Genomic DNA, 22,172 nt, shown 5'->3' with positions numbered 1-22,172 from the left:
TTATGCTTACATATGGATTGGCATGCCGAGAACGCCTTCTGCTGTATCCATTAAGCTTTCCCCGAGGGATGGGTGGCCATGGATAGTGAGGGCAATGTCTTCAGCGTTCATACCTGCTTCAATAGCTAGGCCTGCTTCAGCCATCACGTCTGAAGCTCCAACGCCGACCATTTGAGCACCAACGATCACCTTGTCATCCTTAGTAGCAACTAGGCGCACGAACCCTTCTTTTTGGTTCAATGACAAAGCCCGTCCATTCCCAGCTAATGGGAACTTGGTTGCTTTCACGTCAAGCCCTTGGTCCTTGGCTTCTTTTTCAGTTAGACCATAAGAAGCAATTTCAGGGTCAGTGAAAGCAACGGAAGGCATTACCTTGTAGTCCACTGCAGCGGCTTTACCAGAAATGGCTTCCGCAGCAATTTTACCTTCGTAGGAAGCTTTGTGGGCTAAAGCAGCACCAGGAACCACGTCACCGATCGCGAAGATATTCTTCACGCTGGTGCGACCTTGGTTATCAACTTCAATTAGGCCACGGTCATTCTTTTTAACACCTAAGGCTTCTAAGCCGAGATCTTCGGTGTTAGGACGACGACCAACACAAACTAAGACATAGTCCGCTTCCACTTCGTTAGCCTTACCGTCAATTTCATACTTAACGGTTACAGAGTCCCCATTATCGACAGCTTCCTTAGCCATGGCGTTAACATGGATATCCATGCCTTTGGCTTTCATGCCTTTTTCGACAACCTTAACCATATCTTTTTCAAAGTTAGGTAAGATTTGAGGAGAACCTTCTAAGATGGTGACTTGGCTGCCGAGGTTAGCATAAGCTGAACCGAGCTCAGCACCGATGACCCCACCACCGATAACAACAAGTTTCTTAGGCACTTCTTTTAAGTTTAAGGCACCTGTGGAGTCAATGACACGGCCACCAAACTTAAAGCCTTTGATTTCAATTGGATGGGAACCTGTTGCAATGATTGCGTGTTTGTAGCTATAGAGTTGGTGTTCATCACCTTCACCCATCACAGTTAATTCACGTTCATTGTTGAAGAAAGCTTCCCCGCGGATAATTTCCACTTTATTTTTCTTCAATAGCATTTCTACCCCACTGGTTAGGGTTTTAACCACGCTATTGTCTTTCCATTCTTGTGTTTTGGTGAAATCTAAGCTAGCTTTTGAATCCACACCAAAGACGTCTAAACCGCCATTGGCTTCGTGGTAAGCATGTCCAGCTTGGATTAAAGCCTTGGAAGGAATACAGCCAACGTTTAAGCAGACACCACCAATATATTCACGTTCAATAATGGCTACTTTTTGTCCCATTTGGGCTGCGCGGATCGCCGCAACGTATCCGCCAGGTCCAGCCCCAACAACGACTGTATCCAGTTCAATTGCCATTGCACCTACAACCATTTACTAACTACCTCCTTAAGATTCCATTAATAATAATTCAGGATCGCTAAGCAGACGACCAACTTCGTTCAAGGCTTTTTGTCCTGTTGCGCCGTCGACGATACGGTGGTCGAATGTTAATGAAAGTTTCAATACTCGACCAACTGCTAATTCACCATTGTCGTCAACTACAGGTTGTTGCACAATTGCACCAAAGCCTAAAATGGCAACCTCTGGGTAGTTAAGAATTGGGGTGAAGTATTCCCCGCCAACTGAACCGATGTTAGAAATGGAAACAGTACCGTCTGACATGTCAGCAGCCTTCAATTTACCTTCATGAGCCTTGGCAGCTTTATCATTAATTTCATCAGCAATATCAAACATGGATTTGCGGTCTGCATTATGAACTACAGGAACGTATAATCCTTGATCAGTATCAGTAGCAATACCAATGTTGTAATATTTCTTCAATAAGAATTCTTGGGCGTCATCATCAACTGAAGCGTTAAGCATTGGGTATTTCTTAACTGCAGCAATTAAAGCTTTCACTGCATATGGTAAGAAGGTTAACTTGGTATCACGTTCAGCAGCAATACCCTTGAATTTCTTACGGTGATCCCATAGTTTGGATACTTCGACATCCTTGAACAAGGTCACTTGAGGAGCAGTGTATTTAGAGGTTTCCATGGATTTAGCGATCGCTTTACGCATTGGAGTCATCTTCACGTGTTCTACATCGCCGTCTTCATGGCTTTCCTTCTTAGGTGCAGCTTTCTTAGCAGGTTCTTCGCTGGCTTTAGCACTTGTCGCTTCAGCAGCTGGAGCACTTGCGCTTGCAGCTTGTCCGTCAAAGTTATCAATGTCTTCTTTGAGAACACGGCCATTCTTACCGCTACCTGCAACTTGAGAGATGTCTACACCTTTTTCACGCGCATATTGACGCACGGAAGGCATTGCTAATACGCGTTTGTTTGGATCAGCGGTTTGTGGAACGCCACCGTTGCCATTAGCTGCACCGGTTGCTCCTTCATTGCCTTCGTCAGCTTTTTCAAGTTGAGCTGGAGAAGCTGGAGTCGAAGATGGTGCTGAGCCTTCGCTGTTATGTTCTGGTGAGTCGATTTCAGCAAGAACATCACCCACATTGGCTACTTCACCGGCAGGCACAATGATGTTCTTAATGGTACCAGCAACTGGCGCGTAAACTTCTTCTACGGATTTGTCATTTTGAATTTCAACAACCGCAGTATCTTCAGTGACTTCGTCGCCTTCACTGACTAGCCATTCAGCGATCTCACCTTCGGCCATTCCTTCACCAACATCTGGTAGGCGGAATTGGTAATATCCGGTGCTTGCGTTAGCTGAAGGAGCTGAGGCTTCTTCACTAGCTGGAGCTCCAGAGGCTGTATTATCACTTTCTGGTAAACCTTCCCCTGAGAAGTCAATCAAAGGTTCCCCAACGATAGCTACGTCACCTTCTTCAACGTATAGTTTTTCAATTTTACCGCTTACAGGTGAAGCGATTTCTTCAACAGATTTATCATTTTGGATTTCAACAAGAACATCTTCTTCTTGGACGGAGTCTCCGACAGCAACGTGCCAGCTAACAACTTCGCCTTCGCTCATGCCTTCACCGACGTCTGGCATATTAAAAGTATATGTCATCTTTTTTCATCATCCCTTCTTAGCTTAAGTGATTCAATAGGATTACTTATTTCTAGAAATTAACTGTGTTCTTAACTGCTTCTTTGATGTCATCAGCATTTGGCAACCAGTCATTTTCTGCTAAACCAAATGGGTAAACTGTATCAGGAGCTGATACGAATTCAATTGGTGATTCTAGAGAAAGAATGAAACGTTGAGAAATTTCAGCGATCACATTGTTACCTGCACCAGCTTCACGTTGAGCTTCTTGTACCATGACAACACGGCCGGTTTTTTCAACAGATTTACCAATGGTTTCATAGTCAACTGGTGAAATCGTCCGTAAGTCAATGACTTCAACAGAAATATTTTCTTTTTCTAATTCTTCCGCAGCCTTAAGCGCTTCACGTACCATGTAACCATAAGCGATCACAGTAACGTCAGAGCCTTCACGAGCCACATTGGCTACACCTAGAGGAATGGTATATTCTTCTTCAGGAACTTCTTCACGGAATGAACGGTATAACTTCATGTGTTCAAGGAATAAGACTGGGTCATTGTCACGAATTGCTGAAGCAAGTAAACCTTTAGCTTCATAAGGACTTGATGGAACAACCACTTTCATCCCTGGGGTTTGGACAAAGAGACCTTCTACTGAGTCCGCGTGCATTTCAGGTGTGTGAACCCCTCCACCAAATGGTGAACGAACGGTAATTGGGAAGTTACGGGTTGCTCCATAACGGAAGCGGTAACGTGACATTTGTCCAGCTAAGGAGTCCATCACTTCAAATACGAAAGCGAAGAATTGGATTTCCATGATAGGACGGAAACCTTGGAGACAAAGTCCGATTGCCATACCACCAATACCTGATTCAGATAGAGGCGTATCACTTACACGGTCTTCACCATATTTATCATATAAACCTTTAGAAGCACGGAACACACCACCGTTTTTACCTACGTCTTCACCGAAAAGTAAAATTTTATCGTCACGAGCCATTTCTTGGTCTAACGTTGCAGTGATGGCTTCTACCATTGTTTTTCCAGTTCTCTTGGCCATCCTTATTCACTCTCCTTCGCTTCATATTTTTCAATTTGTTCTTTAATGTTTTGTCCTGGTTCTTCAAACATGTTCTTCAAGAAGTCGGAAACTTTTTGCTTAGGTGCAGCTTCAGCTTTCTTGATGGCTGCTTGAACTTCTTCTTTAACGCTTTCGACATAGTCGCTTTCAGTTTGTTCGTCCCAGAGGCCTTTTTCTTCTAGATATGCACGGAAACGAATAAGTGGTTCACGACTGGTCCAGCTTTGGATATCTTCATCGGTACGATAAATCTTAGGATCGTCACCGGAAGTGGAGTGAGCGCCGAGGCGGTTGGTAATGGTTTCAATTAAGACTGGTCCGTTACCTGCTGCAGCCCATTCACGTGCTTGTTTAGCTACCGCATAAACTGCTAAGGCATCGTTACCATCCACTTGAACACCTGGCATACCAGCTGCAACGGCTTTTTGTGCTAAGGATTTAGCCGCTGATTGTTTTTGACGTGGGGTGGAAATCGCAAAACCATTGTTTTGAATGAAGAAAACAATTGGTGCTTTATAGCGACCAGCATAGTTCCAAGCTTCATATGAGTCCCCTTGACTTGAACCACCGTCACCAGTGTAGGTGTAGGTGACATTCTTAGAACCATTTAATTTTTGACCAACAGCATTACCCATACCTTGGATAAGTTGGGCCCCAATAATAATTTGTGGAGGCATTGCATGGAAGTCTTCTGGATAATCATTTCCTTCAACGTGTCCACGAGACCAATGGAAGGCCTTATCTACTGGTAATCCCTTAGCCACTAATTGTGGAATATCGCGGTAACCTGGGAATAGCCAGTCATCTTGTTCAAAGGCATAAGAGCTAGCCATTTGTGAAGCTTCTTGTCCATAAGTTGGCGCATAAAAGCCTAAACGTCCTTGGCGAGCAAGTGCCATTGAGCGTTCGTGTAAGGTTCTTGAAAAGACCATCCGTTTCATTATTTCTACAAGTTGGTCGTCAGTTAAATCTGGCATAATGTCAGGGTTAACGACTTTTCCTTCCTCGTCTAGTATACGAACCATTTGGAACTGTTCGTCAATACCAGCAAGTTGTGCTTGATAATCTACTGGTTGTTTTGCCATCTGTACACATTCCTTTCTGTAAAGAAAATATTTTGCCATGCCTTGGCATTGGCTTATTCACCCTTCACTTCACTAATTTATCATGGAAAGGAAGCGAATTCAAACAATTGAGGTCCAAATCCTAACTTTCTATATTAGAACAGTTGCTTTATTTGTGTAAACGTTAACATGCGCGTAGTGATTGATTTCCTAAAAGTCTGGCTAAAGTACTTATATAAAGCCATTTTTAAAAATAATACAGGTGTTTGCAACTGTTATAACACTGTTACAGTTCGGTAAGGAAAGCGCTTACCTTGTGAAGGTTTTATTAATTAAGGGATACATTTATTGTTCTGATTCGATGATTTATGGCCTTAAAAAACGGCGAGATCCTTTTGACTTATTTGCTGTAATTTGAGAAAATGAATTAAAATATAAGATAGTTAATGGAGGATAAGCTGTATGTACTTAATGGATGACATAACCCGTGATGGTAATCCAGTTTTACACCGTGAAGCAGACACCATCACTTTTCCCTTAAATGAAGCGCAAAAACAAGCCGCTCACGATATGATGGAATACCTGTATAATAGTCAAGATGAAGAAAAGGGCCCTGAACTTGGTCTCCGGGCTGGTGTTGGTCTCGCTGCCCCTCAAGTAGGTATCGGCGAAAAGATGATCGCCCTTTTGGTTCCTAATATCGAAGATCCTGATTCCGATGAAGAGATTATTTTAGAAGGGGTTATGGTCAATCCAAAGATCATTAGTCATTCCGTAGAAAAAGTTTGCCTCAGAGAAGGCGAAGGCTGCCTCTCAGTCGATGACGATGTGTCCGGTTATGTGCCCCGCTATGCTCGCATCACTATTACTTACGATGATCTGGAAGGCAATCACTTTAAGAAACGTTTCAAAGGCTATCCTGCCATCGTTTTGCAACATGAAATCGACCACCTTGACGGTCACCTCTACTACGAGCGAATTAATAAAACCGATCCATATTCCTTGGGCGAACACACCTATCTTTTAGGTGATGAGTTTTAATCCTTGACCAAGAAACAAAGGACCTAGCTGATCCAGCCATTAAATTGGCCGGGAGCTAAGTCCTTTTTCTTATGCATTCAATTCTTGGGCAATTTGGGCAAAGATTCCAGCAGCAATCATCATCTTATCGGCTTGAGGCAAGGATCTTGCCCCCTTTTGACTAATGATGGTGACAGCATTATCTTCGCTAGAGAAACCGATGGCTTGTTGACTCACGTCATTAGCCACAATCATATCGATACCCTTGGCGGCTAATTTCTTCTTCGCATAGTCAAGCACATGGTTAGTTTCCGCTGCAAAGCCAACCAGGAAGGTGCCATCCTGGGAAAGGCTCTTGAGAATATCAGGATTTTCTACCAGGCTAATTTGTAAGTGGTCCTGGTCATTTTCTTTATTCTTCTTGATCTTCTCGGTGCTAGGCGTCTCGACCCGGTAGTCAGAAACAGCCGCTGCCATGATAATGATATCACTGGCCTCGTTCAATTCATGCATGACTTGGTAGAGTTGGCGGGCGTCTTTCACTTGACGGGTCTTAATAGCTGGTAAATGGGGCAAGCCTTGGGCCGTTGGAGTCATCACTAAGGTCACTTCAGCCCCTAAGAGGGCCGCCACATGGGCCAAAGCTAGGCCCATTTTCCCTGAGGAATGGTTACCGATAAAGCGGACAGGGTCGATGGCTTCCTGGGTGCCTCCAGCGGATACCGCGATCTTCTTTTCTTTAAATGAGCTATTCTTAAGCACATTCTTTGCTTGATCGGCAAAGGCCTTCTTCAAAGCGACCAAAGCCTTCACTGCTTGCAAGACCTCAATGGGTTCAGGCATCCGCCCTTTGCCTTCATAACCTTCCGCCAAAAAGCCAGAGGCCGGTTCGATAACAATATCTCCCCTCTCTCTCAGGCTGGCGACATTATTAACCGTCGCAGGATTTTCCCACATCTTATTATTCATGGCCGGAACAAAAATCCGTGGGCAATCCATGGCTAATAAGGTAGCAGTTGCCTCATTATCCCCTAAACCCAAGCTCGCCTTGGCTAGGGTGTTAGCGGTAGCTGGGAGAACAACCACCAGATCTGCCCAGTCAGCTAAATGAATGTGACCGATACTTTCAGGATACTCTCCCTGGTCAGTTAGGACTGGGTACTTGGTTAAGACCTCGAAAGTAAAGGGGCGGACAAATTGTTCAGCTGCCTCAGTCATCACTACCCTAACTTCAGCGCCGGACTTGATCAATAGACGCACAAAGTCTGGCGCCTTGTAAGCAGCAATTCCACCAGTCACGATCACAACGATTTGTTTATTTTCTAACACCTTAATCTCCTATCCTTTGGCAATCTCTCTTACCACTGTTTCCATTTTCTCCACTTCAATCACCCGTTCAGGCCGGCTGTCAGCTTCAAGGATGGCTTGTATTGCTTGGGGATAGTCCAAGCCATTAGCTGCTTGCACTGCCTCCAAGAGTTCTAAGTCACTTAAATGACTGTCGCCCTTATCGATCGATTCTAAAACGGCAGCGGGGAATTTAAAAGGACTAGCTGTCGACACCACAATACTTTTACCCGCTAACTGGTCCTTCACCTTGCCCAGGCAGGCGGAAGCCACGGCCGTATGGGGATCCATGAGGTAATGGTCCTCTTGGTAAACGCGCTTAATTTCTGCTCTAGTTTCAGCTTCATCACTATAAGCTCCAATAAAGCTATCAAAGGCCGCTTTCACTTCTTGACCTATTTGATAGTGACCTTTGTCCTGTAATGCAGCCATCAAGTCTTTGACCGCTTGACTATCCTGGCCCACGGCGTAATACAAGAGCCGTTCCAGATTACTGGAGACCAAAATATCCATCGATGGAGAGATAGTCAACTTAAAGGGGCGACGGCGGTCATAAGTTCCGCTAGTGAAGAAATCATAAAGGACGGTATTATCGTTAGAGGCACAGACTAAGCGGTCAATCGGTAGGCCCATTTGCTTAGCATAGTAGCCAGCCAATATATTTCCAAAATTCCCGGTTGGCACCGTAAAGTTGACCAAGTCCCCTGCTTGAATGGCGCCCTGTTTCAGTAATTGCCCATAGGCATAGAAATAGTAAACCACTTGAGGGAACAAGCGACCGATATTCATGGAATTAGCAGAAGAAAATTGGCTATGGTTGGCTTGAAGTTCCGCTGCTAAGTCCTTATCATTGAAAAGCTCCTTGACCTTACTTTGAGCGTCATCAAAGTTTCCTTTGACCCCAAAGACATAGGTGTTGTCTCCTTTTTGAGTCAGCATTTGTTTTTCCTGAATGCTGGAAACCCCGCCCTTAGGATAGAAGACAATGATCTTAGTCCCAGTCACGTCTTCAAAACCAGCCATAGCGGCCTTACCGGTGTCTCCTGAAGTCGCGGTTAAAATGATAATTTCTTCATCGCGACCCAAGACTTTTTGGGCAGCCTTCATTAAATGAGGCAGTAGGGATAAGGCCATATCCTTAAAGGCAATCGTTGGACCATGGAAAAGCTCCAAAAGATAGTGGTCTGATAAGCCTACGATCGGTGCAATGCGGTCATCATCAAATTTTTCATCATAGGCGGCTTGGATACAGGATTGTAAAATGTCCTTAGGGAAATCATCAAAATAGAGTCTTAAAATTTGAAAGGCTAGTTCCTGGTAGGACAACTTGCTCATCGTCTCCCAATCTCCTTGGTAATGAGGAATCGATTCAGGAACATAAAGCCCCCCGTCAGGCGCTAGGCCTTGCAAAATCGCCTCTGTTGACCGGACAGAAAGCTGACTATTTCTCGTACTGGTGTAAAACATGGATAACCTCCTAGGTAAGCAGATATTATTGCCGTTATTTTACCATACTTCAGCCTTGAGTTGGTCCACTAGGAATTAAAAACTAGAAGTCCTTATCATTCTCTAGACAGCCGAAAAAGCGAATAACAGGAAATATTTTTCAAAAAGACTACAACTCTTGGCCTTTTTATGGTTAAATAGAAATTGAAAAACTATGGATTCTTGATCTATTATGGCCCTTTGTGCTATAATTGAGTAGTTTTTAGGAATTCAAAGAATTCATAAAAGTAATAATCAGGAGGTAGAATGATGAAATTTGTAGCAAAAACGCGTGATGCTGCAGGAACATCCGCTTCAAAGGCTTTACGCCGTGAAGACTTAGTTCCAGGTGTCGTGTATGCTAGTGACCTAGACCCTATCAAAATTTCAATGGAACGCCCAGACGTGGAAAAAATTGAACGTGACTTAGGGACTAACTCAGTTTTCGAATTAGAAATTGAAGGACAAGGAAGCCGTACTGTTTTCCTACGTGAGATTTCTCGTGCAGCGATTAAGCCAATCGTTTATAACATTAGCTTACAAGCGATCAAGAAAGGTGAAAAACTTGAGGTTAATGTTCCTGTATCTATCGTTGGCGAAGACAAGCTAGCTAACCCTGCTGGTGTGGCAGCCATCAACGTCTACGAAGTTACCTTACGTATTGACCCTGCTAAAGCGCCAGAATACTTCACTGTGGATGTTAGCGGCTTAGACATTAATGACAGCGTTACTGCCGGAGAAGTTAAATTCGAAGGTATGGAAGACGCTGAATTAATTACCGACCCAGAAGAAGTTATCGTATCAGTCAGCGCTCCAGATGACGAACCTGAAGAAGATGCAGAACCAGCTGTAGCCGCTGAACCTGAAGTTATCGGCGAAAAAGATTCTGACGAAGAATAATCACTTCATGCAAAAAACGCAAGCCCAAATGGACTTGCGTTTTTTCTTTTGCTTTATTTGATTAGAAGAACATTTTAGCCACAACAAAGACCAGGGCAAAGAGAGCTACTGAGCCAGCGAAACAAACCGCAAAGACCTTTTGTCCCTTTTCAAAGACCACTTTAAAGTTCACATTTACCCCTAAAGCAGCCATTGCCATCCCTAAGAGAATGTAGGCCAAGTCAACTAAGTGGCCCACAATAGCATCTGATAGTCCGGCATAGGTCCCAATCGCTGAAGAAATGATGAAACCTAACATGAACCATGGCCATTGAATCTTGGCATGGCTATTGCCATCACTCCGGCGACTAGCAATATAAGAGAAAATCAAGGAGACAGGGGCTAACATTAATACCCGTGATAACTTAACAATCACAGCAATATTTTCTGAAGCAGCTCCCCCTGCAGCCCCAGCAGCAACAGCATGGGCAATCTCATGTAAGGAACCACCAGCTAGGACCCCGAACTGAACATCGGTTAAGCCCATGACTGGCCGTAAGAGCACCATAATCAGAGTAAAAATGGTCCCCAGAATAGCGACCACGGCAACAGAAATCACCTCATCGTCCTCATCCGTTTCAATAATGGGTGATAGGCCGAGAACAGCTGCAGCCCCACAGATCCCACAACCAGAAGCGGATAAGAGGGATAATTTGCGTTCAATTCCAGCAGCCTTAGCTAGGCTATAAATCAAGCCAATAGTAAAGGCAATCACTACAATAGCCAGGGTAATGGTCTTGACCCCGTGTTGAGCCAGCACTTCCAGGTTGAGGCGGAAACCCATCAAGATAATCCCTAAACGTAAGAACTTGTTAGAGATAAAGCCTGATCCCCCCTTGGCGATCCCCTTTAATTGACCGGATGCTTGTAAAACCATCCCAATAATTAAGGCAATCACTAAGTGACCAATTAAGGATAAGCCAGGGAAGCCTGAGAGCCATTTAGCAAATAAAGAAACTAATAATAACAGAATAAATGAGAGCCAGAAGCTCTTCTTCTTCAAAATGTCCATATCTTCCTCCTTAAAATGATAAAAATACCTCAGAAGTCGCTTCTTATAACGGAAAAGGCTTCCGAGGTAGCTATTTTATTAGACCATAGTTTGGTTAATTTGTCCAAATTTTTTTAAAGAAATTTAAAATGTCTTTCTTTAGCCCTTAATGGTTAGGCCAGTGTCATATTTTTTGTCATCGATGATTAATTTGACCTTGTAATCTCCCTTATCAAAGCCGTATTTGGTGACTACAGTCCGAGTTTCCCGGTCATCTTTTGGCAGGATGGTTCCGGCACACATAGCTCCGCGGTGGCCCTTAGCGGTAGAGATGAAGTAACGACGGGTGTCTTCTTCGCCTTCAAGGACTAACATGACTAATTGCCCTTTTTCAAACATGGCTTCAAAGGTAAACATATCTTCTTCATCGGTTAGACGAACGTCAACCTTTTCAGGAACGGGTTCATTGACTTCTTCAGCTGGGATGTCATAGTCCATTTGCGCGGTTTCACCTAAGTAACCGAGAACACGTCCAGCGCCTAATTGTAGGTCATATTCGCCACCCTTCTTAGAATATAGTGGAAATTTCTCAGCCCGGTAGTAGTTAGAACGCACGCTTAATTCATATTCTTTAACGCCATGATTCCATTCAACGGTAATGGATTCTAATTTAGCATCAGGATCTTCTTGCATGGCGAATGGCCCTAATTCTTTGGATGGGTTGCCTTGGCCGTCATAAGCAATACCGCCGGAATGAATGAGGTAGTGGTCTTCATTATAGTAAACTACGTTACAGATATATGGTGAGAAGAATTCATAGCCACGTTCTTTACCATATTGCCAGACTTGTTCAATTTCCATGGTTTCGGTATCAATCTTGTAACGAACCCCACGTGAATAGGATTCTTCTGGTGTTAGGTACTTGTCTGGATCTTGAGCCCCGTAGTGGTGGTTGTCAAAGCACATCACGTCGCCATCAGGTGTAATTAAGTTGGCATGTTGTTCATATTGCCAATCAAATTCTCCGTCACCCACTGGAGTGAAGAGATACTTGTGGTATTCTTCTGGCCAGCCATCGGGATCAGAAATAATCCAGTTAATTTCTTCAGTATCAAAGTCAATATTAACCATGGCATTAACGTGACGTCCAGATAAGGTTAAGGAATTGGTGTGCTCGTCATACCAAACCGCATTGTTGTGGAACCAGTCTTCTTCTGACCAGGAACCTGATTTTTGAGCGCCGGGTTTTAAGAAATCGATATAGTTAATGGTCCGTTTTACCACACCGGTGTCTTTATCCACTACCACTAGTTGGTCTTCCACGGTACTGTTTTCATGGTTACAGGTTAAAGCGATGATGTCTCCGTTAGGTAAGACACAGCAATCGTGGTGGAAGCCGGTAGGTACCCGGTATTCGGTGTAGATCTTACCCACTGCTGAGAACTCATACATCCCACTCATGAAGTAAGGCATAGAGGTCAAGCGGTCACTGGACATGAGCAAGTGGCCATTATCTAATACCTTAACGTCCCAAACCATAGGCACATCTAATTTCAAACGGACATCACCCGCATAGTCCACCGCAATAGCTAAGGCATAGTTGGCTGGGCAGAGGAACATAATGTTGTCTTGCATATACTCAGGGGTGGTTTCAATCGAATTCACCAGGTCGGTACCTTCCACTTCGCCCACTGGAATGGTCACTGTATGTTTTTTGGAAGGGGTTTGGTAAGGATAGATTTCCACCTTGTTTTCATATTCAGGGTAAAGTCCCACAATCGGAAGTACATGTTCAGTACCTACTGGGAAGGTTTGGAAGATATCTGCTTCTTCGGTTTTACCTAAGACACGAACAGTAATCGCGGTAGGTTCTTCGGTCTTGAAGAGAACCACTGCGGATAAGGGGTTAATGAGATAGGCATTATATTTCACTAAGGGATTGTCTAGGGTATAGTCACCTAAGTGAAACTCTTCTAACATGGCCTCTTCGGCTTTTCTTTGTTTTTCAATCAGGTGTTCTTTATAGGTATAAGTTGCTGTTTCTGTCATGGTTATTCCTCCTCTATCAATTTAATTAGTGCTATTTTTCACATACTATACCAAAAAAATAAACTCGTTCTATAAATTCATTCCTTTCACCTTCTTGTATACTATTATAGCAAGCGTTTTCACCGTTTTATGTTTGCGCCCCAACATTTCATGTTTTTTCTCAATTTTTAATGCGTGAAAGTTTCTCTTTTTTAATATCTTGTCTTCCCCAACATATAATCATAAAAATACCCCGGAATTCCTTTCAACTAAAATGAAAGGTTTCCGAGGTTTATATACAGTTCCTTTAAAGGATTCAGCAATATCGGTCAAAAATTTTCCGATTTATTGCATAGCGAACTGAACTTGATTAAGCGTGGATAGTTAAGCCTGTGTCATATTTCTTGTCATCAACGATTACTTTCACCTTGTAAGCGCCCTTCATGCCTTCCTTAGTAACACCTGTCCGGGTGTCACGGTCATCTGCAGACAAGAAGGTTCCAGCACACATGGCTCCACGCTTACCTTTAGCAGTCGAGATAAAGTATCTACGTGTTTCTTCTTCACCTTCTAGGAGTAACATAACCAGTTGTCCCTTAGCGAATTTAGCATGGAAGGTAAACATATCTGCTTCTTCTACCAGGCGTCCTTCATGAGTATCTGGTAATAATTCTCCAGTATCTTCAGCCGGAATATCATAGTCCATTTGTAAGGTTTCACCGATATCCCCCACTAACTTGCCGCGACCTAAAGCGAGATTGTTACCGTAGGTGTTGTAAGCTGGATACTTATTAGCACGGTAATAGTTGGATTTAACCTTGAGCTCAAGCATCTTATCTTCACTAATGGTTTCAACAGTAATTGAGCGTAGATCGGCATTTGGATCATCTAATTGAGCAAATGGCCCTAATTCTTCTGATGGCTCACCGTCAGCTGTATAAGTAATTCCACCAGAGTGAGTCAAGTAGTGCCCTTCATTATAGTATTTCACGTTACAGATGTATGGTGAAAAGAATTCATGACCACGTTCCTTACCATATTGCCAGACTTGTTCAATTTCCATCTTATCTGTGTCAATACGGTACTTAACTCCGCGAGAGTAGTTATCCTTAGCGGCTAGGTACTTGTCAGGGTTCTGACTACCCCAGTGATGGTTATCAAAGCACATAACATCGCCTAAAGGTGTAATTAGGTTGGAATGTTGCTCATACTGCCAGCCAAAGTCACCATCTCCAACTGGTGTAAACATGTATTTTTGGTATTCTTCCGCCCACATTTCCGGATCAGAGATAATCCAGTTCAATTCACCAGAGTCAAAGTCAATGTTAACCATAGAGTTAATATGACGGCCTGAGAAGGTCAATGAGTTGGTTTGCTCATCATACCAAACTGCATTACAGTGGAACCAGTCTTCGTCTGACCATGAGCCTGATTTCTGCGACTCTGGTTTGATGAAGTCACGGAAGTTCCATACCTTCTTAACCGCACCAGTATCCTTATCAATAAGAACTGCTTGGTCTTCCACCGTCGCATTGTCCCAGTCACAGTTCAAGGCGACAATATCACCATTAGGTAAGACACATTGGTCATGGTGATAACCTCTTGGTACCCGGTATTCCTTATAAATCTTACCGACCAAGCTCATTTCATACATACCGCTAACGAAGTAGGGCATCTTGATGAGGCGGTCAGAACCCACTAAGATATTTCCATTATCTAAGTGCTTGATATCCCATAGAATCGGAACGGTAAATTCTAGACGGACATCTCCTTGGTTGTCTACCCCAATAACGAAATCAGAGGTTGCACAGGATAGAATCATTAAGTTATCCTGCATGTATTCTGCTGTTGTTTCCATGGAGTGAACTAAATCTGAATTTGAGGTTTTAGGTGTCTTAATGGTATGGGTCACCACTTGATCAGGTTTTTGCCAAGGATGGATTTCAATCTTATTTTCATAATCAGAATAGAGACCCACAATTGGTAAAACGTGACGTTTTGCTTTAGGGAAGGCCTGGTAGAAATCTGCTTCTGGGGTCTTTCCCTTCACCCGGACAACCATACCCACTTCTTCTTCCGTTTCGAATAGGATGACCGCAGATAAGGCATTCACCACGTAGGGGTTATACTTAATTAAAGGATTTTCCATGGTATAGTTTCCACGGTCCAATTCCTTCAACATGGCAGTTTCATTCTTATACTGTGTTTCAATTAAGTGTTCTTTAAATTCGTATTTTACTGTCATTGGTATACTCCTTTATTATTGTGTTCCTTCAATCATGGCCTCGATTACTGGTTTTTGTTGTAGGCCTGCTTTGCGACTCACTTCTTCTCCGTCTTTAAAATAAACTAAAGTAGGGTAACCTTCGACACCATATTCTTCAACGATGTCAGTGTTTTCTTCAAAGCTCACTTTAAGAATCTTTAGGTCTTCTCCATGACTTTTGTCAATATCGTCTAAGATAAAACTTAACATTTTACAAGGTCCACAGGTCTTTGAATAGAAATCGACCAATACCTTGCCCTCAGCAATTTCCGCCTTAAAATCACCCTGTTGGTATTCTTTTATCATAGCTACACTCCTTTATTAAATATTTACTCTCAATTTGATGATGCTTTCCTTAACTGGCTTGAATGCCTGCCTTAATCTAATGGCATGAGTCATGAATCTTCCTTAACATCAACCCCTTTAAAGGTTATCCCAAATCTTCTCCTGATTAATATTTGTCAAAGCCTTCCTTGTCATCGTGAAGAAGCCCTCATCTTCCATACGGTGTAATTCCTGGTTCAGACTAGCCCGACTCACCTTAATTAATTTGGCGAAAATTTCCTGGGTGAAGGGCAATTCCATGTCGGGCTTAATATCACTGCGACCAATTTCTAAGGAATTCTTGGAGGCAATCCAGTAGCAAATTCGTTCCCGAATCGTTGGATAGTTCAAACACGAAATAATCCGCTGCGACTCTAAACCTCTTTCAATCAGATGGTGGACATAGAGCTCCATCCCCAAACTATCCTCAAAAACGATGGATTTAAAGACTTTGGCCGGTATCCAGGTAACCGTTGTGGCCCGTAAGACCACTAAGTCATAGGTATAGTTTAAATTGTCATTAAAATACAGATATTCCAATAAAATTGAATTGGTAAAGAAGAGGGAGGTATTTAACTCTTTTCCTTCTGCTGAATAATTAACTGTTTTGAGTAAGCCTTTATTAACAATTCCAATTTCTCTTATCCGAGTACCAATGGTTTCAATCACATCACCCTTTTTATAATTTTCCTGGCGGGTGTGATTGATTACTTTTTCATGGTTAAGACAGTAGTCAATAAATGCCGTTGACATCTTCCAATCCCCCTATGTTCTGAAATTGGCAAAATTTCCTCCTTTATTTTAGTCCTAAATAATCCCCGTTTAGCTAGATTTTCGGTCTAATTCTAATTGGGAAGCATTTCCTCTTGGGCGGCCAATTTTTCCGTTTCCTTGCCAGCTTCGCCAATCTTTTGATAAACCATTCCTGCCAGTGGTAAGGAAATCACTTCAATCACCAGAGCGCTAGCGGAAATAGTAATCTGTAGAAGATTGGCTAGCTCAGGATAGACGCCCATCAAGTTATAAGCGGCAATCCCAGCAAACATAATGGAAACACCTGAGTGAGGCATCATAATAATCCCCATATATTTTTCAACCACTTTTGGTGCATGGCTGATTTTGGCACCCAGATAGCAACCCAGGTATTTGCCCACTGCGCGAATCAAGATATAGGCTACCATGAGCATGCCTCCATCGAGTAAGGACGCTGGGTTGAGGTGGATAGATAAGTTAACAATGAAAATCATTAAGGCATAGGAGTGAACCGGGCCCAGATCCATTTGCAAGCCTGGAACCTTTTCAGGTTCAACCACATTCATAAAGGCAGCGGATCCCGCGATTCCTGCTAATAAGGACATCATTTGAGTTTCAGTAAAGACATGCCAGTTCAAATAATTATCCAAGCCATAAATCACTAACATGGTTAAAAGATAGATGGCAAAGCTTTGTTGTCTGGATGCCCCTTTGCCCACTAATTTTCCCGCGATAAATCCGATAACTCCGCCTAAGAGAATCGGCGCCAAGATCATAATGAGTAAGGATCCCAACACTGAAGTCGAGCTTTCATTTAAAACTGCTCCAATAATGGAAACCAAGGGGAAGAAGACAACATTTACCATGACCGAGTTAAAGGCTGTCATCGACGGTACTGAATCTGACAGTGGCCCAGAGCAATCATATTGCTCAACCACTGAGACAGGTGGCGCCGGGGCGGTTGCAATAGCAATCCCACCAAAAAGCAAGGCAGCTATGATTGGTAAACCCATGAGATGAAGAATAATAGCAAAGGATCCCGTCACCACCACAAAAGTTACCACCAGGTCGGATATCCCCATGGCGAAGACTTTACTGATGGAATCCTTGATGTCACGGTAAACTAACTTATAGCCCACCATGGACCCCACTAAGATCTGCATTAAGACCATGAGTGATTGGTAAGGCTTGGTTGAAATCAATTCAGGGCTTAAAAGATTTAGCCCGTGCTCACCAAGAAACATGGCCACAATCAACCAACCTATGATGGCCGGGAATTTGATTTTTTTAGCAACTTCTCCGGCAAAATAAGCGATAAGCATGGCCGCTAAAAAAAGTACGACAAACACAATAAACACTCCTCTCAAATACTCTCTCTTAACTCCATTTAACTGATCGATTAATCGTAAAATTATGATGAAAATCTATTTTATTTTTTAGTGCATTTTTTCACAAACTTAGCTAAAAAAAGAGATATTCCCTTTAAGTCGGCCTCAACTTAAGTTATCCTTTTCACAAAATATTATAGCAAACGCTTTCTTATTAAAGTGTTTGCGCGCCAACAATTCCATAAAATCTTTCTTTTTACCCAAAATAGGTCCCCGTCAATAAAAAAAGACGCCCCCTCAAAGGACGTCTCAAAATAATAATTCCATCTAATCAATCGTTAAAATTGCAGCTTAATCTTCTGGGTTTAAGAGTCGGGGGGCATTATTAAATAACAAGGCCACCACTAAAGCCCCTACTAACCAGGTGAAGAAACCGGTAGGTACATTGACAATCGTCGTATACCACCAAGCATTCATTCCTTCTGGCGCATAAGAAGACCAAAAGGCATAGCCAGCAAACCAATGAATAAAGTATTGGGCGACCATCCCAATAAAGGTCGCTGAAAAAATACCGATCCATAGGCCTTTTTTATCCCCTTTTAAGCCTGCACTCTTCACACGATTAGCAAAGACTCCAGTTAAACCTGCTAACATAAAGGCGAAGAAGTATTCAAGGAAGACTTGGAAGGGAGTTAGAATCGTAGCTTGACCGGTGATTAATTGCAAAAGCCCAAACAGAAAGCCGGCAGCAAAACCGCTCTTTATCCCCCGTCTTAAAGAGATCAAGTAAATGGGAATAACTCCTAAGTTTACCCCAATACCTACTCCATTGGTGGTCGGCAAAAGTCCTAATAAATAAGCTAATACCGCTACCATAGCAACTTCTAATAAAACTCTTACTTGTTTACTTTGTCCCATAATTATTAAGTCCTTTCTTAGCAAAAAACAGGTAAGAGAAAATGCCTCTTACCTGTTTTTTCGTGCACTTTCTTCCGCTAGTATTACCTAGTCTCAAGTTCAAAGGGTCTGTAAAATACATCTCAGCCATAAAGGCTCCCCTAGTACCAACTATTTAATTATATATACTGCGTCCTTACTGTCGAGTTCCCGCATCTTCACCCGAATTTTCTCTTGACGGGAAGTGGGAATATTTTTACCAACAATATCCGCTCGAATCGGTAATTCCCGGTGCCCCCGGTCAATGAGTGTCACTAAAGAGATCTTGCTTGGACGCCCATGATCCATCAAGGCATCCATGGTCGCCCGAATGGTCCGACCGGTCATGAGCACATCATCACAGATAAAGATATGTTTACCATTCACATCAAAGTCCAGCTGGGATAAATCTTTGATCAGCTTATCCTTTTCCTGGTCGAGGTCATCACGGTAAGCGCGGACATCTAATTCCCCATAAAAGACATCAGCCTCTTCTAACTGGTTGATGCGGGCCTTAATCCGGTTAGCAATAATTGCTCCCCGGGTTTTAATTCCCACGATGGCTAAATTAGCGGTACCATGGTTGCGTTCCAAAATCTCATAACTCATTCGCGTTAAGGCGCGCTTCATTTCTGCTTCGTTGAGAAGCTCGACTTCTGTTGCCAAGGCATCTCCCCCTTATCCTTTATTCTACTCATCATTGTAGCGAAATATTGTGAAGTCTGCAATTATTTCTTAACCTTGAGCATCGTCAGGGGGATTGCGCTTGCTTAATCCCCCCGGGTCAAGTATGCTAATAGCACATTAAGCGGAGGTAAATCATGTTCAATGCCGATTATTATTATCTAAAAATGAAAACCCACTACTTAAGCTTGCCCTATTCCGGCAAGAAGCGGCGGGTGCGAGTCCTACTCCCTAAAAATTACCAGCAGGAATCCGCATCCTACCCAGTCGTTTACATGCATGACGGACAAAATGTTTTTTATAGTAAGGAGTCCTTCCTAGGTTATTCTTGGAAGGTCATCCCCACCCTCAAGCGTAATCCCGACTTAGCCAAGATGATTGTGGTCGGAATCGACAATGACTCTCAGACTCGGGCGGATGATTATAATGCTTGGAGCTTCGAAAACCCTAGTGACCCTAAGGCAAGACCCCTGGGCGGCTTAGGTAATGATTTTAGTGACTTCATTATGAAGGTGGTTAAACCCTTTATCGACCAAACCTATCGGACTAAAACCGATAAAAAACATACAGCCATGATCGGGTCTTCTTTTGGGGCCAATATTACCGCCTATATGGGAATTAAGTATGCCGATCAGATTGGCCGCTTGGGGATTTTTTCCCTAGCCCAATGGATAGCCCAAGAACCCTTTGACCGCTATCTCAAGTCGCAAAGCTTAGACCCCGAGCAAAAAATCTACCTCCAAGTCGGCACCAAAGAAGGAGACGATACTGACCGTCTCTTTCTCCCAGGCAATATGGACCAAGCCTATATCGATGCTTCCCTCCACTACCAGGCCTTGCTTATCGCAGGAGGTATCCCGGTAGAAAATATTGACTTCAACATCTATGTGGATGAAGAGCATAATGAATTTTACTGGGCCAAACACCTCCCCGACTGCCTCCGCTTTCTCAGTAGCGGCTGGTGAAGGTGTGAAAACGTTTTAAAAATTATTTTTAGGCTTTTCCGACTAAACTGCTCACAAATTCTGATATAATCATCCTTACAAGAGTTGTTGTGAGGAGGATATGCCATGAAGTTATTTTTCACCCAGAAAGCCATACAACAGTTACAAAACTTAGATCGTTTCCATAATATTTGCCTAACCACTTCCGATGAAACAGGTCATACCAGCCACAGAGCCTATCGTAGTCTAGTCTTACAAACCAATGCACCAAGTTTTGAAAGCTTTGATGAGGTCCTGGAAACGCATATCGGTCAAATCCATGTCACAACACAAGCCCTCAGCATGTTAGGCAATGATAATCGGATCGATTTTGATGAATTTCGGCAAGTTTTTGTCCTCTTAACTGACGATCAAATGGTCGATGATAATCTCTATTGTATCGATCATTAATACCGACTGGCTATTGATTAATCAAGTAATGACCCATAAACTAGAAGTTGGAAGCAATTGCCAACTTCTTTTTTTATGGAAAAGTACAAGGACTTCCCCCTCACTGATAAACAAAGTACTTAGGAGGTTATTATGACTCAAGTGAATTTACAGGGCTTCTACCGCCTCCCCTTAGAGGAACGTCTGGCCCGCTTAAATGAGCTCCACTATATTAGTGATGCAGAAAAAGATTATCTCAAAAATAACCAGGGTTTGCCCTTAGACCTGGCTGATAAGATGGTTGAAAATCTCATTGGAACCTACTCCCTCCCCTTGGGACTGGCAATGAACTTTGTCATTAATCAAAAAGACTACTTGATCCCTATGGCGATCGAAGAACCGAGTGTCATTGCAGCAGCCAGTTACGCCGCTAAAATGGCTAAGGCAGGCGGCGGCTTCCATTGTGAGGTCTTGAACCGGCAAATGACTGGGCAAATGGTCTTCTTAGGCTTAGACCAAGCCAGCCAAGCCGAAACCTGGACTAGTTACATTAAAGACCACCAAGAAGACCTCATCCAAGTCGCCAACCAGGCACATCCTAGCCTCAGCCGACGGGGCGGTGGGGTGCGCCAGTTAGAAACGGCCTACTATCCCAGTGAAAGCGAGCCTTTTTTTGTGGTCTATATGACGGTAGATACCCAAGAAGCCATGGGCGCCAACATGATGAATACCATGCTGGAAGCCTTAGCCAGTCACATTGAAGCACTTAGTCAAAAGGATGAGTCACTACCCCGTCTAGAAAAATTAATGGCTATTTTAAGCAACTTAGCTACCCAATGTCTGGCTAAGGCGACTTGTCAAATCCCTATTGAAGCTCTGGCTAAGCCAGGCCAAGATCCACAAGTAGTGGCTAAGCGGATTAGTCAAGCTAGCCAACTGGCCCAAGTCGATCCTTATCGGGCCACAACCCACAATAAAGGGATTATGAATGGGGTTGATGCTCTGGTCCTCGCTAGCGGTAACGACTGGCGGGCGGTGGAGGCAGCCTGTCACGCCTATGCCAGCCAATCCGGACAATACCGGGGCCTGGCCAAATGGGACTACCTTGAAGACCATGGCCTATTAGCTGGAGAAATCACCCTCCCTCTTGCCTTAGGAAGTGTCGGTGGATCAATCAAAATTCACCCCGCTGCTAAACTCGTCCACCACTTACTCGCTCAGCCCAATGCTAGCGACTTAATGAAGATTGTGGCTGCCCTCGGCCTAGCTCAAAACCTAGCCGCATTGAGGGCTCTGGTCATTGAAGGTATCCAAGCGGGGCACATGTCACTTCAAGCCCGGTCCTTGGCCATCGCTGTGGGTGCCCAGGGCGATGAAGTGGACCAAGTCAGTCAAGCCTTACAAAAGGCAAAGCATATGGACCGACAAAACGCCAAGGCGATCTTAGATGACCTCCGTCAATAGGCTCGGAATTTAAATAAGAGAAATTTCCGCTAAAAAAGGGACTGTCTGAGGCA

The 22,172-nt window shown here is 43.5% G+C and carries 19 protein-coding genes and 1 riboswitch; of the genes, 5 read left to right on the top strand and 14 right to left on the bottom strand.

What is annotated here, in order from left to right; genetic code table 11:
• Positions 1-6 precede the first annotated feature (6 nt).
• Genes lpdA through pdhA form a run of 4 tightly spaced genes read right to left on the bottom strand, consistent with a single transcriptional unit; the run spans position 7 to position 5,202 of the window.
• Positions 7-1,416: a dihydrolipoyl dehydrogenase gene (lpdA, locus tag DBT50_RS02155; protein WP_013669106.1), complete on the bottom strand. Its 1,410-nt coding sequence runs from the start codon at positions 1,414-1,416 to the stop codon at positions 7-9.
• A gap of 15 nt (positions 1,417-1,431) precedes the next feature.
• Positions 1,432-3,057, bottom strand: coding sequence for a dihydrolipoyllysine-residue acetyltransferase (locus DBT50_RS02150; protein ID WP_111851826.1), 1,626 nt, complete (start codon positions 3,055-3,057; stop codon positions 1,432-1,434).
• Positions 3,058-3,109: 52 nt separating this feature from the next.
• Positions 3,110-4,096 (bottom strand): alpha-ketoacid dehydrogenase subunit beta, encoded by a 987-nt coding sequence (locus DBT50_RS02145; protein WP_070558552.1) that lies wholly within the window; start codon positions 4,094-4,096, stop codon positions 3,110-3,112.
• Between the two features lie 2 nt (positions 4,097-4,098).
• On the bottom strand, positions 4,099-5,202 hold the full coding sequence (gene pdhA, locus DBT50_RS02140) for a pyruvate dehydrogenase (acetyl-transferring) E1 component subunit alpha (protein ID WP_064292729.1): 1,104 nt from the start codon (positions 5,200-5,202) through the stop codon (positions 4,099-4,101).
• 441 nt (positions 5,203-5,643) lie between these two features.
• Here pdhA and def point away from each other — a divergent pair, with 441 nt between their 5' ends.
• Positions 5,644-6,222: a peptide deformylase gene (def, locus tag DBT50_RS02135; protein ID WP_070558554.1), complete on the top strand. Its 579-nt coding sequence runs from the start codon at positions 5,644-5,646 to the stop codon at positions 6,220-6,222.
• 69 nt (positions 6,223-6,291) lie between these two features.
• On the opposite strand, the gene coaBC is transcribed toward def, so the two are convergent.
• The gene (gene coaBC, locus DBT50_RS02130; RefSeq protein ID WP_111851827.1) at positions 6,292-7,530 is read right to left on the bottom strand and encodes a bifunctional phosphopantothenoylcysteine decarboxylase/phosphopantothenate--cysteine ligase CoaBC; all 1,239 of its coding nucleotides are present in this window, start codon (positions 7,528-7,530) and stop codon (positions 6,292-6,294) included.
• A 9-nt stretch (positions 7,531-7,539) separates the two neighbouring features.
• Positions 7,540-9,015, bottom strand: coding sequence for a threonine synthase (gene thrC / locus DBT50_RS02125; protein WP_111851828.1), 1,476 nt, complete (start codon positions 9,013-9,015; stop codon positions 7,540-7,542).
• 288 nt (positions 9,016-9,303) lie between these two features.
• On the opposite strand from thrC, the gene DBT50_RS02120 reads away from it, so the two are divergent.
• Positions 9,304-9,933 carry a 50S ribosomal protein L25 gene (locus DBT50_RS02120; protein ID WP_111821358.1) on the top strand — a complete coding sequence of 210 codons (630 nt, stop codon included), beginning with the start codon at positions 9,304-9,306 and terminating at the stop codon, positions 9,931-9,933.
• Positions 9,934-9,994: 61 nt separating this feature from the next.
• On the opposite strand, the gene DBT50_RS02115 is transcribed toward DBT50_RS02120, so the two are convergent.
• The 8 genes from DBT50_RS02115 to pyrR all read right to left on the bottom strand — a co-directional run bounded on the left by DBT50_RS02115 (position 9,995) and on the right by pyrR (position 19,264).
• Positions 9,995-10,984, bottom strand: coding sequence for a YeiH family protein (locus DBT50_RS02115; RefSeq protein ID WP_111851829.1), 990 nt, complete (start codon positions 10,982-10,984; stop codon positions 9,995-9,997).
• Positions 10,985-11,122: 138 nt separating this feature from the next.
• Positions 11,123-13,012 (bottom strand): aryl-sulfate sulfotransferase, encoded by a 1,890-nt coding sequence (locus DBT50_RS02110; protein ID WP_111853066.1) that lies wholly within the window; start codon positions 13,010-13,012, stop codon positions 11,123-11,125.
• A gap of 349 nt (positions 13,013-13,361) precedes the next feature.
• Positions 13,362-15,236 carry an aryl-sulfate sulfotransferase gene (locus DBT50_RS02105; protein ID WP_111851830.1) on the bottom strand — a complete coding sequence of 625 codons (1,875 nt, stop codon included), beginning with the start codon at positions 15,234-15,236 and terminating at the stop codon, positions 13,362-13,364.
• A 15-nt stretch (positions 15,237-15,251) separates the two neighbouring features.
• Entirely contained in the window at positions 15,252-15,563 is a 312-nt protein-coding gene (locus DBT50_RS02100) for a thioredoxin family protein (RefSeq protein WP_111851831.1), read from the bottom strand.
• 117 nt (positions 15,564-15,680) lie between these two features.
• Entirely contained in the window at positions 15,681-16,334 is a 654-nt protein-coding gene (locus DBT50_RS02095; RefSeq protein ID WP_111851832.1) for a Crp/Fnr family transcriptional regulator, read from the bottom strand.
• A gap of 92 nt (positions 16,335-16,426) precedes the next feature.
• Positions 16,427-17,683 carry a cation:proton antiporter gene (locus DBT50_RS02090; protein WP_111851833.1) on the bottom strand — a complete coding sequence of 419 codons (1,257 nt, stop codon included), beginning with the start codon at positions 17,681-17,683 and terminating at the stop codon, positions 16,427-16,429.
• Positions 17,684-18,013: 330 nt separating this feature from the next.
• Positions 18,014-18,580 (bottom strand): energy-coupled thiamine transporter ThiT, encoded by a 567-nt coding sequence (gene thiT, locus DBT50_RS02085; protein WP_111851834.1) that lies wholly within the window; start codon positions 18,578-18,580, stop codon positions 18,014-18,016.
• A 52-nt stretch (positions 18,581-18,632) separates the two neighbouring features.
• A riboswitch (TPP riboswitch) is annotated at positions 18,633-18,732 on the bottom strand.
• On the bottom strand, positions 18,731-19,264 hold the full coding sequence (gene pyrR / locus DBT50_RS02080) for a bifunctional pyr operon transcriptional regulator/uracil phosphoribosyltransferase PyrR (protein ID WP_224785035.1): 534 nt from the start codon (positions 19,262-19,264) through the stop codon (positions 18,731-18,733). It overlaps the preceding riboswitch by 2 nt.
• Positions 19,265-19,419: 155 nt before the next feature.
• Between pyrR and DBT50_RS02075 the strand changes: the two genes are divergently transcribed.
• The 3 genes from DBT50_RS02075 to DBT50_RS02065 all read left to right on the top strand — a co-directional run bounded on the left by DBT50_RS02075 (position 19,420) and on the right by DBT50_RS02065 (position 22,119).
• The gene (locus DBT50_RS02075) at positions 19,420-20,247 is read left to right on the top strand and encodes an alpha/beta hydrolase (protein ID WP_111851835.1); all 828 of its coding nucleotides are present in this window, start codon (positions 19,420-19,422) and stop codon (positions 20,245-20,247) included.
• A gap of 105 nt (positions 20,248-20,352) precedes the next feature.
• Complete coding sequence (locus tag DBT50_RS02070) at positions 20,353-20,676, top strand: iron-sulfur cluster biosynthesis family protein (protein ID WP_013668858.1); 324 nt, start codon at positions 20,353-20,355, stop codon at positions 20,674-20,676.
• Positions 20,677-20,808: 132 nt separating this feature from the next.
• Positions 20,809-22,119 (top strand): hydroxymethylglutaryl-CoA reductase, degradative, encoded by a 1,311-nt coding sequence (locus tag DBT50_RS02065; RefSeq protein ID WP_111851836.1) that lies wholly within the window; start codon positions 20,809-20,811, stop codon positions 22,117-22,119.
• The last annotated feature ends 53 nt before the right edge of the window (positions 22,120-22,172 follow it).

Origin of the sequence: Aerococcus tenax, assembly GCF_003286645.3 — a bacterium.
Taxonomy (GTDB): Bacteria; Bacillota; Bacilli; order Lactobacillales; family Aerococcaceae; genus Aerococcus; species Aerococcus tenax.
The sequence above is the reverse complement of the archived record's forward strand: the minus strand, read 5'-3'. Positions and strand labels throughout refer to the sequence as shown.